Origin of the sequence: Micromonospora siamensis, from assembly GCF_900090305.1 — a bacterium.
GTDB classification, from domain to species: Bacteria; Actinomycetota; Actinomycetes; order Mycobacteriales; family Micromonosporaceae; genus Micromonospora; species Micromonospora siamensis.
This window is the reverse complement of the sequence record NZ_LT607751.1, coordinates 4641048-4655955: the sequence shown is the minus strand read 5'-3', so window position 1 is coordinate 4655955 and position 14908 is coordinate 4641048. Positions and strand designations below refer to the sequence as shown.

9 protein-coding genes are annotated in these 14908 nt (G+C 74.3%); 5 read left to right on the top strand and 4 right to left on the bottom strand.

All coding sequences use genetic code 11. From position 1 onward, the window contains the following. Positions 1–19: 19 nt before the first annotated feature. Positions 20–1957 carry a chorismate-binding protein gene (locus GA0074704_RS21180; RefSeq protein WP_088972112.1) on the bottom strand — a complete coding sequence of 646 codons (1938 nt, stop codon included), beginning with the start codon at positions 1955–1957 and terminating at the stop codon, positions 20–22. Positions 1958–2231: 274 nt separating this feature from the next. On the opposite strand from GA0074704_RS21180, the gene GA0074704_RS21175 reads away from it, so the two are divergent. The 3 genes from GA0074704_RS21175 (at position 2232) to GA0074704_RS21165 (ending at position 6872) form a co-directional block, all read left to right on the top strand. Beyond that, positions 2232–3644: an FGGY family carbohydrate kinase gene (locus tag GA0074704_RS21175; protein ID WP_088972111.1), complete on the top strand. Its 1413-nt coding sequence runs from the start codon at positions 2232–2234 to the stop codon at positions 3642–3644. 97 nt (positions 3645–3741) lie between these two features. Beyond that, positions 3742–6453 (top strand): sensor histidine kinase, encoded by a 2712-nt coding sequence (locus tag GA0074704_RS21170; RefSeq protein WP_157743758.1) that lies wholly within the window; start codon positions 3742–3744, stop codon positions 6451–6453. After that, positions 6444–6872 carry a roadblock/LC7 domain-containing protein gene (locus GA0074704_RS21165; RefSeq protein ID WP_446686030.1) on the top strand — a complete coding sequence of 143 codons (429 nt, stop codon included), beginning with the start codon at positions 6444–6446 and terminating at the stop codon, positions 6870–6872. The genes GA0074704_RS21170 and GA0074704_RS21165 overlap by 10 nt, the downstream gene beginning before the upstream one ends. Positions 6873–6922: 50 nt before the next feature. Here GA0074704_RS21165 and GA0074704_RS21160 read toward each other — a convergent pair whose 3' ends face one another. Beyond that, a complete protein-coding gene (locus tag GA0074704_RS21160; protein ID WP_088972109.1) occupies positions 6923–8362 on the bottom strand; it encodes a GH1 family beta-glucosidase in 1440 nt (479 codons plus the stop codon). 878 nt (positions 8363–9240) lie between these two features. Between GA0074704_RS21160 and GA0074704_RS21155 the strand changes: the two genes are divergently transcribed. Next, a complete protein-coding gene (locus GA0074704_RS21155) occupies positions 9241–12138 on the top strand; it encodes a glycoside hydrolase family 48 protein (RefSeq protein ID WP_172880956.1) in 2898 nt (965 codons plus the stop codon). A 283-nt stretch (positions 12139–12421) separates the two neighbouring features. Here GA0074704_RS21155 and GA0074704_RS21150 read toward each other — a convergent pair whose 3' ends face one another. Next, a complete protein-coding gene (locus tag GA0074704_RS21150) occupies positions 12422–13129 on the bottom strand; it encodes a DUF3159 domain-containing protein (protein ID WP_377470554.1) in 708 nt (235 codons plus the stop codon). A gap of 130 nt (positions 13130–13259) precedes the next feature. Further along, positions 13260–14069 (bottom strand): alpha/beta fold hydrolase, encoded by an 810-nt coding sequence (locus GA0074704_RS21145; RefSeq protein ID WP_231926623.1) that lies wholly within the window; start codon positions 14067–14069, stop codon positions 13260–13262. Between the two features lie 55 nt (positions 14070–14124). Here GA0074704_RS21145 and GA0074704_RS21140 point away from each other — a divergent pair, with 55 nt between their 5' ends. After that, positions 14125–14814, top strand: coding sequence for a TetR/AcrR family transcriptional regulator (locus tag GA0074704_RS21140; RefSeq protein ID WP_088972105.1), 690 nt, complete (start codon positions 14125–14127; stop codon positions 14812–14814). Positions 14815–14908 lie beyond the last annotated feature (94 nt).

The window sequence follows — 14908 nt, the reverse complement described above, 5'->3', positions numbered from 1 at the left end:
CCACCGGTCGCCCTTCGCCCTACCCGCGATGCGGTGAATCATGCGCGGTCGCCAGCCGGCTCGGCTGACCGAGCAGATGGGCGAGCAGCTCGGCCAGGACCGGGGTGCCGTCCCGGCTGAGCACCGACTCCGGATGGAACTGCACCCCGGCGAACCCCGGGCCGCGTACGGCGTGCACCGCGCCGTCCGTGGTGTCCCGGGACAGCTCCACCGGCCCGTACGGGGTGGTCAGCCGGTCGGCGTCGGCGAGCGCCGTGAACGTCGAGTAGAAGCCCACCCGTCGCGGCGTGCCGAAGACCGGCACCTCCCGCTGCACCCCCTGGTACGGCGCCTCCCGGCGGTGCAGCCGCAACCCGAGCAGGCCGGCGAGCAGCTGGTGCCCGAGGCAGACCGCCAGCGTCGGGCGACCCTCGTCGAGCAGCCGGCTCAGCAGCCCCCGCATCGCGGCCTGCTTCGGGTCGGTGTGCCGCCGCGGGTCACCCGGCCCGGGGCCGACCACCACCAGGTCCTCCCCGTCGAGGTGAACCGGGTCCTGCCAGGGGCGCACCCGCACGACGAGGCCGAGCGCGCGCAACTGGTGGGCCAGCATCCCGGTGAACGTGTCCTCCCCGTCCACGATCAGCGCCCGCCGGCCGGCCAGGCCGGGCAGCACCGCCGCCCCGGGCGTACGCCGGTCGAGCCAGAACCGGGCCAGCGGGCCGTTACGGGCGGCCAGCGCGGCGCGTACCTCCGGGTCGTCGGCGAGCGCCGGGCGCCCGGCGGCCCCCGGCCCGCCGGTGGGGGCCGGGGCGTCCGGCCCGAGGCCTAGCGCGGCCAGCACGCCGGCGGCCTTGGCGTGGGTCTCGGCCACCTCACCCTCGGCCGTGGAGTGCCGGACCAGGGTCGCCCCCACCGGCACCCGCAGCTCACCGGCGGGGGAGATCTCCGCGGTGCGGATCAGGATCGGCGCGTCCAGGGTCTGCCGGCCGGCCGCGTCCCGGCCGAGCAGGGCCAGCACCCCCGAGTAGTAGCGCCGGCCGGTCCGCTCGTGCCGGGCGATCACCCGGCAGGCGTTCTCCATCGGGCTGCCGGTCACCGTGGGCGCGAACATGGTGTGCCGCAGCACGTCCCGGACGTCCGCCGAGCCCTGGCCGGCGAGCAGGTACTCGGTGTGCGCCAGGTGCGCCATCTCCTTCAGGTACGGCCCGATCACCTGGCCGCCGTGCTCGGCGACGGTGGCCATCATCTTCAGCTCCTCGTCGAGCACCATGTACAGCTCCTCGACCTCCTTCGGGTCGCGCAGGAACCGCAGCAGCGCCGCCCGGTCCGGGGTGGCGCCGGCGTGCCGGAAGGTGCCGCTGATCGGGTTCATCAGCACCGTGCCGCCCTCGACGCTGACGTGCCGTTCCGGGCTGGCCCCGACCAGGATCCGGGCGCCGGTGAAGACCACGAACGTCCAGTACGCGCCGCGTTCCCGGGTGAGCAGCCGGCGCAGCGCGGCCAGCGCCGCCCGCAGCGGGGAGCCCTGCACGGTGGCGCGCAGCGTGCGGTGGATGACGAAGTTGGCGCCCTCGCCCCGGCCGATCTCCTCGGCCAGCACCCGGTCGACGGTGCGGGCGTACTCGGCGTCGTCGATGTCGAAGCCGCCGTCGGTGGTGACCACCGGGTCCTCGGGCAGTGCCGCGAGCGCCTCGCCCAGGCTCAGCGTGCGGTGCCCATCAATGCGCAGGCACTCCAGGGGTACGCCGTCGTCGACGTGAGTGAACCCGCGCTCGGCGATCTGTCGGTACGGCACCAGGGCCAGGGTGCGCGGGCCGGGGCCGCCGGACGGCAGCGGGATGTCGGCGAGCCGGTCGACGGTGACCACCGAGCCGGTGAACAGGTCCAGCCGGTCGGTGTCGGCGCGGCGGACCAGGGCGAACGGGCCGGGGTCGCGGCCGTCGGCGACGGCGGCGAGCGGGTCGTGCGTGCGGTGCATGGGTGCTCCTCTCGGGGCCGGTGCCGCCCGCGGAGGCGGGCCCGGTGCCGGAGGAAGATCGGCGGCCGCCTCGAGGGGCGGCCGCGGGAAGAAAGCTACGCGCGGGAGTGGGCCGCCGGGTCGGCGGGCCACCAGCAGGACAGGTGCGCGGGCATGCGTCGACTCTACCGCCGGGCGGCCCGCCGTGGTGCCCCGACCGGGCGCGCGGCACGTCCACCCGTCTGCCCGCGGATCTTGGCGTGACCGGCCGTCCCGGCGGGTACGGTGACCCGCGATGAACATTCTGGCTCTGGACCTCGGCACGTCGTCGGTACGCGGGCTGGTGCTGGACGCGCAGGCCAACCCGCTGCCCGGCGCGCTGGCCCGCCGCAAGGTACGCCTCGACGTCGGCGACGACGGGTCCGGCACCCTGGACGGTCCCGGCTACCTCGCCTGCCTGGTCGAGTGCCTGGACGAGCTGACCGCCGCCGGTCACCTCGCCGGGGTGGAGCTGGTCACCGCCTCCGCGCAGTGGCACTCGGTGGTGCCGCTGGACGGCCGGGGTGAACCCCTCGGACCGGTGCTCACCTGGCTGGACACCCGGCCCCAGCCCTCCGCCGACGTGGCCGCCCCGACGGACCCGCAGGCGTTGCACCAGCGCACCGGCGCCTGGTGGCACCGGTGCTACTGGAACGTCCGGCTGCCGTGGCTGCGGCAGCGGATCGACGCGCCGGTGGCCCGCTTCGCCGGCCTGGCCGAGTACGTCCTCGGCGCGCTGCTCGACGACGCCCCGATGTCGGTGTCCCAGGCCTCCGGCACCGGCCTGCTCGACCTGCGGCAGCTGACCTGGGACGCCGAGGCGTGTGCGCTGGCCGGGGTCGGCGACGGTGAGCTGCCCGAGCTGGCCCCGCTGGACTGGCAGGGCCGGCTCCGCTCCACGCACGCCCGCCGCTGGCCGGACCTGGCCCGGGCCCGCTGGCACGCCCCGGTCGGGGACGGTGCCGCCTCCAACGTGGGCCAGGGCTGTGTGGACCCGACCCGGGCGGCGGTCACCGTCGGCACCTCCGCCGCGGTCCGGCTGATCCAGCGGGTCCCCGCCGGTGCGGTGCTGCCGCCCCTGCCCGACGAGCTCTGGCGCTACCGGGTCGACCACGACCACGTGGTGACCGGGGCCGCGTACTCCTGTGGGGGGAACCTGTTCGCCTGGGCCGCCCGGGAGCTGCGGCTGCCGGCGGGGGAGGCGCTGCACGCCGCGCTCGCCGAGCTGCCGCCGGGCGGCGGCCTACCGGCGGACCCACGGTTCGGCGGCGACCGGCCTCCCGGCCTGGCGCCGGCCGGCTCCGGGCAGCTCCAGGGGCTCAGCTTCGGCACCACCTCGGTGGAGATCCTGGCCGGACTGATGACCGGGCTGTGCCGGATGGTCGCCGACGACCTCGCGGTGCTGGAGTCCACCGTCGCTCGACCGGTCGAGGTGGTGCTGGGTGGCGGGGCGATGACCGCGTCCCCCTGGTGGCGGCGGTCCTTCGCCGCCTCCCTGGCGCCGCGGCCGGTACGCCACCAGCCGAACCCGGAGATCGGCGCCACCGGGGCCGCCCTGGTGGCACTGGGCCGGATCGGCGAGGCCGGTGAGCTGGCCACCATCGGCCGGACGGAGGAACCGCCCCCGGCAGCCCCGGTGGCCGGCGACCGACGACCGGATCCATCCTGAGCGTTTCCTCAGGCCAGGGCGTTGACACCGGACAAGGGCCTGGTTGGATGGACCCCGCTGCCGACGTGGCGGGCGCGAGGGGACCGAGGAGGCACGAGTGGGCGCAGGTCCCGACCCGTCGCGCGACGTGGCGTCCGGGCGGCGGAGCCGGTTCGACGTCCGGGTGATCCCGCACCGGCGGCGGTCACCGCTGCGACTGCGCGACTGGCGGGTGAGCACCAAGCTCGCCACCGTGCTGGTGGTGCCCTCGGTGGCCTTCCTGGTGGTGGCCGGAGTGCTCACCCGGGGCCTGATCGGGCAGACCACGGCGTTGGGCGACTTCGCCGGCCAGGTGGGCATCGGCCGGCAGATCACCGCCGCCGTCCACCAGATCCAGCAGGAACGCGACCGCGCCGCGGGTGAGCTGGGCGCGCTGCACCGGGCCGGGGCCAACGGCGACCGGGACGCCGCGATCGCCGCGCTGAAGCCGTTGCAGACGGCCAGCGACGCGGCGCTGCGGGACCTGCGCGCGGCGGCCGAGCCGCTGGCCGACTCCGACGCCGCCTGGCGGGTCGCGTACTCGGAGGTGCTCGAGGCGTACGACCAGGTCGTCTACATCCGGGCCGCGATCCCGCCGGCGGTGTTGAGCAGCGAGACGATCCTGAGCAACTACCACCGGGCCGTCGACGCGCTGCTCAACCTGCTGGCCGAGCCGTCCCCCGGCGAGCAGCAGCAGGCGCTCAGCGACGCGGTGCTGCGCTACGTCCAGCTGGCCCGGGTCAAGGAGCTCTCCTCCCGGGTCCGGGCCGAGCTCTACGAGGCGGCCCGCGCCGGTCGCTACGCGCCGAACGACGAGGTGACCCTGACCGACCTGCGCGCCCAGCAGCTCACCGCGCTCGGCGCGTTCCGGGTGGCGGCGACGGCCGACCAGATCCGCACGTACGACCGCACGTCGGTGGACCCGGCGTTCGTCGCCGCGGCGAAGCTGGAGGAGAAGAGCCTCCCGGCCGGCGGCGCCGGCCCGGCGGTGCTGCCCGCGCCACAGTGGTGGGCCGCCAGCGAGCAGCGGCAGGAGCTGCTGCGCCAGGTGGAGGCGAAGGTCCTCGACGACGCGGTACGCCGGGCCGACGACGCCAGCTCCGACCAGCTGCGCACGACGCTGCTGGTCGCCGGCGCGGTGGTCACCGTGCTGCTGGTCGGCGTGCTCATCTCGCTGCTGGTCGGCCGGTCGGTGGCCCGGTCGATGCGGCTGCTGCGGGGCCAGGCGATGCGGATCGCCCAGCTGGAGCTGCCGGACGCCCTGGACCGGTTGCGGGGGGTGACCGGGGGTGTGCCGGACATCCAGGTCCCGCCGGCCGTGGTCCGCTCGCAGGACGAGTTCGGTGAGCTGGCCGAGGCGTTCGTGGCGGTGCACCGCAGCGCGGTCAGCGTGGCGGTGGAGCAGGCGATGATGCGCCGCAACGTCAACGCGATGTTCGTCAACCTGGCCCGGCGCAGCCAGGTGCTGGTGGAGCGGCAGTTGGAGCTGCTCGACGAGCTGGAACGGGAGGAGGCCGACCCGGACCAGTTGGAGAACCTGTTCAAGCTGGACCACCTGGCCGCCCGGATGCGCCGTAACGACGAGAGCCTGCTGGTGCTCGCCGGCACCGAGTCGACCCGGCGGTGGAACCGACCGGTCGGGCTGGGCGCGGTGCTGCTGGCGGCCAGCGCCGAGATCGAGCAGTACCAGCGGGTCCGCCACGACCAGGTGGCCGACCTGTACCTGGTCGGGCACGCCGTCGGCGAGATGGTGCACCTGCTGGCCGAGCTGCTGGAGAACGCCACCGCCTTCTCCCGGCCGGACACGGTGGTGCGGGTGACGGTGCGGCCGGAGGGCCGGGACGCGGTGATCGAGGTCGCCGACGAGGGCCTGGGGATGAGCCCCGCGGCGCTGGAGCAGGCGAACGAGGTGCTGGCCAGCCCGCCGGCGGCCGACGTGGCCGCGTCCGAGCGGATGGGCCTCTTCGTGGTCAGCCACCTCGCCGCCCGGCTGGGGCTGCGGGTGCGGCTGGACGGCGGCCAGCACGGCCTGGTGGCCCGGATCCTGGTCCCCGGCGCTCTCCTCGCGACCCCGTCTACCGAACTCGACGAGCCGGCCTCGCCGCGGATGCTCACCTCGCTGGTCGGGCAGCCCCGTCCGGTCGCCCCGGTGGCCGAGCTGCCGGTGGCCGGCCGTCGCCCCGATCCGGTGGCCGCGCCGGGGACCGGGCCGTTCCCGCTCGCGCCCGTCAGCCGGGAGATCCCGGTGGCACCGCCGGCCCCGGCGCAGGCGCCGTCGGGGCTCGTCGCCCCGGCGGGCCCGTCCGTTCCGGCGCCGCGGTACCCGGCCGGCGAGTCGGTCCCGACCGCCCCCGCCGCGCAGCCGGCGGTGGGCGCCGGGCCGGGACACCGCCCGGCGCCGGGCTCGCCGGTGGCGCGTCCGGTCCCGGTGCGGTCCGAGGACGTCCTCGCCCCGGCTGGTCGCCCGCCGGCGTCGGCGGGGAGCGGGTGGTGGTCCCGGCAGGGCCCGGCCCCGGGCGCGGGGGCCGGTGTGACACCGGCGCCCCCGGTGACGCCGGTGACCGGAGGGACCAACGAGCGGGGGTTGCCGGTGCGGGTGCCGATGGCGCAGCTGCCGACGGTCAACGGTTCGGCCCGGCCGGCCGAGCAGAACCGGCACGAGCCGGATCCGGACGCGGTCTCCGGGATGCTCTCCCGGCTCTACAGCGGGGTCCGCCGGGCCGAGGCCGAGGAGACCACGGAGTTCAGGCTGCCGCCGGTTGGCGGGCGCAGTGAAGGGGGATGGCAGTGACGACGTTGAGCCAGGAGGCACGGGACCTGAGCTGGCTGGTGACCGCGTTCGCCGAGCGGGTGCCGGGGGTGGCGCACGCCGTGGTGGTCTCCTCCGACGGCCTGCTGGTGGCGATCTCCGCGCACCTGCCCCGGGACCACGCGGACAAGCTGGCGGCGGTGACGTCCGGGCTGATGAGCATCACCGCGGGCGCGGCGCAGATGTTCGACGGGGACGTCGTCAAGCAGACGGTGGTGGAGATGGGCCGCGGCTACTTTCTGGTCATGCAGATCCGCGACGGTTCGATCCTGGCCACCCTGGCCGGCGCCGAGGCCGACATCGGCGTGGTGGGCTACGAGATGGCCCGGCTGGCCAAGCAGGCCGGCGAGATGCTGACGCCGGCGCTGCGGGCGGAGTTGCAGCAGGCGCTGCCCCGCTGAGCGGAGTCGTCGAGGAGGGGCCCGGTCCGCACCGGGCCCCTCCTCGCGGGTCAGAGGCCGTTGTCGGCGATGACCTGGCGGTACCAGTGGGCGCTGCGCTTGAGGATCCGGCGCTGGGTCGGGTAGTCCACGTAGACCAGGCCCCAGCGCTGGTCGTACCCCTCGGCCCACTCGAAGTTGTCCAGCAGTGACCAGACGTGGTAGCTCTCCAGCGGCACGCCGGCGCCGATCGCCCGGTGCGCGGCGGCGAAGTGGTCGCGCAGGAAGCTGATCCGGCCGGCGTCGTCGACGGTGTCGTCCGCGCCGAGGGTGTCCGGGCAGGGCAGCCCGTTCTCGGTGACGGTCAGCGGGACCGGGCCGTAGTCGCGGGTGACCCGGGTCAGGATGTCGTACATGCCGTCGGGGTAGATCTGCTGCCACTCCGCCTCGGAGGTGGGCCAGCGCTGGGCGGTGCCACCGCCGGCGGTGACGTAGATCGGGGTGTAGTACTGCACCGCGAGCAGGTCCACCGGGCTGGAGATGATCTCCAGGTCGCCGTCGGTGATGCCGCGGGCCAGCCGGCTGTCCGGGCCGAGGTCGGCCAGCACGTCGGCCGGGTACGCCCCGGTGAAGATCGAGTCGAGGTAGAGGCGGTTCTCGTACCCGTCGTAGAGGCGGGTGGCGGCGGCTGCCGCGGCCGTGTCGTCGGCCGGGTAGCAGGGGTGCAGGTTGAGCGCCGGGCCGATCCGGGCCGGGGAACCGGTGGCGCGCAGCGCACGTACGGCGAGCCCGTGGGCCAGCTGGAGGTGGTGGGCGACCAGGTAGGCGGCGTCGGCGTCCTGCCGGCCCGGCGCGTGGTGCCCCCACAGGTAGCCGTTCTGCACCACGGTCTTCGGCTCGTTGACGGTCAACCAGACCGGCACCTGGTCGCCGAGGCCCTCGAAGACGGCGGTGGCGTAGTCGGCGAAGCGGTGGGCGGTGTCCCGGTTCTCCCAGCCGCCGGCGTCTTGGAGCGCCTGGGGGAGGTCCCAGTGGAAGAGGGTGACCATCGGGGCGATGCCGCGCTCGTGCAGCCCGTCGACCAGGCGCCGGTAGAAGTCCAGGCCGCGCTGGTTGGGCCGGCCGGTGCCGTCGGCCTGGATCCGGGGCCAGGAGACGGAGAAGCGGTAGCTGCGCAGGCCGAGGTCGCGCATCAGGTCGAGGTCCTCGGGCCAGCGCCGGTAGTGGTCGGCCGCCACGTCGCCGGTGTCGCCGTTGCGGGTGCGCCCGGGCGTACGGCTGAAGGTGTCCCAGATCGACTCGCCGCGGCCGTCCTCCTTGGCGGCGCCCTCGATCTGGTATGCCGAGGTGGCCGCGCCCCAGCCGAAGCCCGGCGGGAACCGCAGCCCACCGGCGGGCGCGTCGGCCTCGGCGGTGGGGGGCGCCGGGGCGCGGGTCGGGCCGGGGGCCCCGGTGGCGTCGGCGGAGAGCGCGGCGCGGCGGAGCAGGTGCCGACGGCTGAGTATCGACATGGGCGGTTCTCCTCGTGGGTGGGGCGCGCGCCGGACGACCGGGAGCGCTCCCAGCATAGGGTAGGCGCGACCCTCCGCGCTGTGAGGGGCTCCGGCGGCCGGTGGGCCGGCGGTCCCGCCGTTCGGGCGACCGGGTGTGCGGGGCAGGGGCGGCGGGGCGCCGGTGCGGCGGTGCGGGCGTCCACGGGCCCCGAGCAGCGAACGAGGCCGTCCGGGTGGCGTCGTACGCCTGTCCCGTCGGCCTCTTTTCCCGCCGGGGGCGGGGGTTTAGTGTGGGGACGGGGGAGGGCAACCCCCGTCCCCACCGCGATGCAACCACGCACGAGTGGATTGGGTCTCCGGCCGTGCGTGTCGCGCGGGAGCCGGGCCACGCGAGTGGCTCTGGTTCCACCTCCCTCCATGCCGGTGGGTGACGGCTGACGGCGGCGTCCGGGCTGGCCCGTCGTCAGCCTTGTGGCTGGTCCGCCGGGACGCCGAGGCGCCCCGGGCGATCTTTCTTCGCACCATCGTCGATGGAAGCGCTCCCATCGGCGATGCAGCGACTGTAACGCCCGTCACGGCTTTGTGAAAGCCCCAAAATGAGATCGAAACATGGATGTGCGTGAGCGCCCTGGTGGTTGTCGTGGGAGCGCTTCCATGGCACACTGTCGAATCACCGCAGCGGAGCCAGCTGGCGCGAGGCGGGCCGCCGAGGGCAGCCGGAGATCCGGCGCGGCGCGCCCCGAGGGAACGGACCGGCGGCACCCAGCCGTGCTCCCGCCCCCGACGACCCCACCGTTCCGGACGCCTCCGTCCCCCCGCGTGCACCGCGTGGAGGTGTCCCGCCGGGGCCCGTACGCCCCGGCCCGGTCCGAGGAGACACCGCGCACATGAGACTCCTGGCACGACGTCGCCGCACGGCGATGCTCGCCGCTACCGCGCTGGCCATCGGCGGGATCACCCTGCCGGCCGGCGCCGCGCAGGCCGCCCCGGCCTGCGACGTGACCTATGTGACCAGTGACTGGGACACCGGCTTCACCGCCACCGTCACCATCAAGAACCTGGGCGACGCGCTGAACAACTGGGCGCTGAAGTTCGCCTTCCCCACCAGCAGCCAGCGGGTCACCCAGGGCTGGTCGGCCCGGTGGAGCCAGAGCGGCAGCGAGGTGACCGCGACCAACGAGTCGTGGAACGGCAGCCTCGCCACCGGCGCCGCCACCACCATCGGCTTCAACGGCGCCTACTCCGGCAGCAACCCGAAGCCCACCGCGTTCACCCTCAACGGGGTGGCCTGCAACGGGGCGGTGGCCAACCAGCCGCCGACGGTGTCGCTGGGCGTACCGGCCGGGCCCTTCGCGGCACCGGCCGACGTGCCGCTGACCGCCACCGCCAGCGACCCCGACGGGACCATCAGCAAGGTCGAGTTCTACCGCAACGGCCTGCTGGTCAACACCGACACCACCGCCCCGTACGGCTACGACCTGCTCGGCCTGCCGGCCGGCAGCTACACCGTGCAGGCCAAGGCGTACGACAACGCCGGCGGCTCGGCGATCGCCGAGAAGTCCTTCACGGTCAACCCGGCCACCGGGCCGCGGCTGGTCGCCACCCCGTCGGCCGTGAGCGTCAACGAGGGCGGCACCGCCACGGTCAGGTACACCCTCAGCGCGGCGCCGACCGCCAACGTCCCGGTGACCCTCGCCGTCACCGGGGACAGCGACATCACCGTCTCGCCGACGACGCTGACCCTCACCCCGGCCAACTGGAACACCGGGGTCACCGCCACCGTCGCGGCCGCCGAGGACGCCGACACCGTCGGGGGCACCGCCACCGTCACCGCCTCGGCCACCGGCATCGCCCCGCTCACCGTCACCGCCACCGAGATCGACAACGACACCCCCGGCGGGGACAACGCGTACATCAAGAAGTTCCTCGACCAGTACGGCAAGATCAAGAACTCGGGCTACTTCAGCCCCGAGGGCGTGCCGTACCACTCGGTGGAGACGCTGATCGTCGAGGCGCCGGACCACGGCCACGAGACCACGTCCGAGGCGTTCAGCTTCTGGCTCTGGCTGGAGGCGCAGTACGGCCGGGTCACCCAGAACTGGGCCCCGTTCAACAACGCGTGGACGGTCATGGAAAAATATATAATTCCGAATCATTCAGACCAGCCCACTGCTGGGGCTCCCGGGACGGCGCAGTACGCCGCCGAGTACAACCTGCCCAGCCAGTACCCGTCGGCCCTCCAGCCGTCGGTGCCGGTCGGCCAGGACCCGCTGCGCGGCGAGCTGCAGTCCACCTACGGCACCGGCGACATCTACGGCATGCACTGGCTGCTCGACGTGGACAACACCTACGGCTTCGGCCGCTGCGGCGACGGCACCACGAAGCCGGCGTACATCAACACCTTCCAGCGGGGCACCCAGGAGTCGGTCTGGGAGACCGTCCCGCAGCCGTCCTGCGACACGTTCAAGCACGGCGGCCAGTACGGCTACCTGGACCTGTTCGTCAAGGAGTCCAACGCCCCCGCCAAGCAGTGGAAGTACACCAACGCCCCGGACGCCGACGCCCGCGCCGTGCAGGCCGCGTACTGGGCGCTGACCTGGGCCAAGGCGCAGGGCAAGGAAGCCGACGTCGCGGCCACCGTGGCCAAGGCCGCCAAGATGGGCGACTACCTGCGGTACGCCATGTTCGACAAGTACTTCAAGAAGATCGGCAACTGCGTCGGCGCCAGCACCTGCCCGGCCGGCAGCGGCAAGGACTCGGCGCACTACCTGATGTCCTGGTACTACGCCTGGGGTGGCGCGTACGACCCGCAGCAGAACTGGTCCTGGCGGATCGGCTCCAGCCACAACCACTTCGGCTACCAGAACCCGCTCGCGGCCTGGGCGCTGACCAACGTGCCGGAGCTGAAGCCGAAGTCGCCGACCGCGGTCACCGACTGGCAGAAGAGCTTCGACCGGCAGTTGGAGTTCTACACCTGGTTGCAGTCCGCCGAGGGCGGCATCGCCGGTGGCGCCACCAACAGCTGGGACGGCAGCTACGCCCAGCCGCCGGCCGGCACCGCCACCTTCTACGGCATGTACTACGACGTCGACCCGGTCTACAACGACCCGCCGTCGAACCAGTGGTTCGGCATGCAGGCCTGGTCGATGCAGCGCATCGCGGAGCTCTACCTGCAGACCGGCAACGCGAAGGCCAAGGCGCTGCTGGACAAGTGGGTGCCGTGGGCGATCGCCAACACCACGCTGGGCGCCAACTGGTCCATCCCGTCGGACATGAAGTGGACCGGCCAGCCGAACAACTGGAACCCGACGGCGCCGCAGGCCAACACCAACCTGCACGTCGAGGTCACGGTGAAGGGCCAGGACGTCGGCGTCGCCGCCGCCTACGCGCGGACCCTCATCGCGTACGCGGCCAAGTCGGGCAACGTGGCCGCCAAGGACACCGCCAAGGGCCTGCTGGACGCGCTCTACGCCGCCAGCGACGCCAAGGGCGTGTCGAGGCCGGAGAAGCGCGGCGACTACAAGCGCTTCGACGACGTCTACAACGCCGCCGACGGGCAGGGTCTCTACGTCCCGCCGGGCTGGACCGGGAAGATGCCCAACGGTGACGCCATCGCCGCCGGCAAGAGCTTCGTGGACATCCGTTCCTTCTACAAGAACGACCCGGACTGGCCGAAGGTCGACGCGTACCTCAAGGGCGGCGCGGAGCCGGTGTTCAACTACCACCGGTTCTGGGCCCAGGCCGACGTCGCCATGGCGTACGCCGACTACGGGAACCTGTTCCCGAACGGCTGACCGGGATGTCTCCGGGTGGGCGGCACTGCCCCGCCCACCCGGTCGCCGGCGGGTCCCGGGGGAACGAGCGGACCGGCCGGCGGGCGGCCTGACACCCACGGTCGGGCCAGGGGTGGGTCACCGTCCGGCCGACGCGCCGGGCCGGTCGGCCCACCCCGTTGCCCGGAGTGGAACCTGGCGTGAAAAAGCCCGGAAAATTCAGGCCCCGTGGGATCACACGGGGCCCCGTGGACGGAGTAACGTACTTCACGGAGAGGCCGCTCCCCCCGTGGCGGCCTCTCCATTAATTTTTGGCGTTCCGTCGTTTCTCGACCGGTGCGACCGGGTCCGGTGTGACCGGATGCCGCAGCCCCGGGTGGCCCGGTGGCAGCGACCGGCGGATCACCAGCCAGCTCGACGCCAGCGCCGCCGCGACCAGCGGCCAGGTGAGCGCCACCCGGGCCAGCACCAGCCCGACGACCTGCCCCGCCAACCAGAGCGGGACGAACACCGCCAGCCGCAGCAGATAGGTCGCCACCCACATCCAGCTGGCCCGGGAGTACGCCCGCAGCAGCGCGCGGTCCCGGCGCCACCGGCTCCGCTGGCCCAGCGCGGCGCCGACGACCAACCCGAGCAGCGGCCAGCGCAGCGCGATGCTGACCGTCCAGGCCAGCGCGCTGGCCGCGTTGGAGACCAGCTGGACCAGGAAGAAGTCGCTGGCCCGGCCGGTGCGCAGGGCGACCAGCGCGGCCACGCAGACCGCCAGCAGCCCGACCAGCACCGCTCGGGGGCGGTCGCCGCGGCGCAGCCGCCAGCCGGCCAGGCCGGTGGCGGTGAGCACGGCCGCGCCCACCCCGCCCCAGAGGCCGGCGGCCAGCCAGCCGACGGCGAACGCCACCGGTGGCCCGGTCGCGTCGGCCGCGCCCCGCCGTCCGCCGAGCAGCTCGGTCAGGGACTCCGGTGGCCCGGCGTCGGCCGGCGCGGCCGGCCGGTCGGACGCGGTCCCGGTCACCGTCACCTCCTCCGCCCCTCGGGAAGCTCCGGGAACGACGGTACCGCCCGGGCCGGCCGACTCCGGGTAGGACGGTCGACCGGCCGGGACCGCGTCCCCGCCGGCCGTGCCGGCTGGACGCCGCCGCCGGTCAGCCGGCGGCGAGGAACGCGGCGAGGGGGTCGACGATCCGGGCGGGCGCGCGGTTGATGCCGTCGTGGCCGCTGCGAGGGATCGGCAGGACCCGGGCCCGGGGCAGGGCCCGGGCGAGGGCGTCGTTGAGGGGGGCGTAGTAGGGCGGACCGGCGGCGCCGTACATGAGCAGCACGTCGGAGGTGACCGCCGACCACTGTTCGGCGGGGCCGTCGTGGAGCCGGATCTGGTGGGTCTCGTCGAGGGTCTTCGCCAGCAGTTCGCCCATCGTCCGCCCGATCGGCGTGCGCAGGAACGCGCGGGAGACGGCGGTCCGTACGCCGAGGGGCAGCCGGGCGGCCGGGGAGTGGGTGTTGATGCCGCCGGTGGTGATGGCCATGCCGCGGGCGACGTCGCCGTCGTGGGCCGCCCGGCGGGCCTCGTCGATCCAGTCGCCGGGGAAGCCACCGTCGATGCTGATCGCCAGGTCGTAGAGCGCGAGCCGGTCGATGGGCAGCCGCAGCGCGGCCTGCAGGGCGATGAAGCCGCCGGAGCTGTGCCCGATGACGTTGCGCGCCCCGGTCCGCTCCAGGACCGCCGCCAGGTCGTCGATGTCCTGGTCGAAGGTGTACGGCTCGCGGCGGGGAGCCGCGTCCGCGCGGCCCCGCCGGTTGTAGAGGTGCACGGTGAACCGGTCGGCCAGCCGGTCGGCCAGCCGGCGGTAGACGCCGACCGTGACGCCGCCGCCGTGCACCACGACGACGTCGGGCCCGTCCCCCGTCGAGTGCAGTGTGATCGTCGCGCCGTCGTGTGCCGTGACAGCAGTCATCGTCCGTCCCTCCGTCATTAAACCGCGAACGCTGTTTGCAGTTTAGACTTGATCGGTGAGCGACGCACCTGCGAATGCCGCGCCCGGCCCGCCGTCGATCTGGGCCCGGCCCGAACGCGGCAGCCGTGGCCCGACGCCCGCGCACAGCCGGGACGCCATCGCCGCGGCCGGCATCGCGCTGGCCGACGCCGACGGCATCGCCGCGGTCTCCATGCGGGCCGTCGCCACCGCGCTGGGCACCAGCGCCGGATCGCTCTACCGGTACCTGTCCTCCCGGGACGACCTGCTGGAGCTGATGACCGACCGGGCGATCGGTGAGCTGCGTCCCCACCCGTCGGGAGACGACGACTGGCTGGCCGCGATGCTCCGGCTGGCCCACCGGCAACTGGCCCTGTACGGCCGCCACCCCTGGCTGCTGGACGTGCTGCCCCACACCTCCGCCGCCGGGCCGGAGAGCCTCGCCTGGTTCGACACCTGCCTGCGGATCCTGGAACCGGTCGACTGCGCCACCGCCGCCAAGTTCGAGGCGATCGCCATGACCACCGGCGTGGTCGGCCTCTTCGCCCGCCACCAGGCCGGCTCGAGCTCGTTCGCCGTCGCCGGCGTCGACCTCACCGCGTATCCGCACCTGGCCGCGGCGTTCAGCCGTCCGGTCGGGGCGCCGCCGCGCGCCGACCTCTTCGACCGGACGCTGCGGATCCTGCTCACCGGCCTGCTCGTCGACGATCGGCCCGACCACGCCTGAGCGCCCCGCCGCCGGAGCGCGGCGGCGGGGCGCCCGGGTGCGGGGCTCAGGAGTGGCTGACGGTGAGGGCGTGCGGGTGATCGTGGTCTGCAGC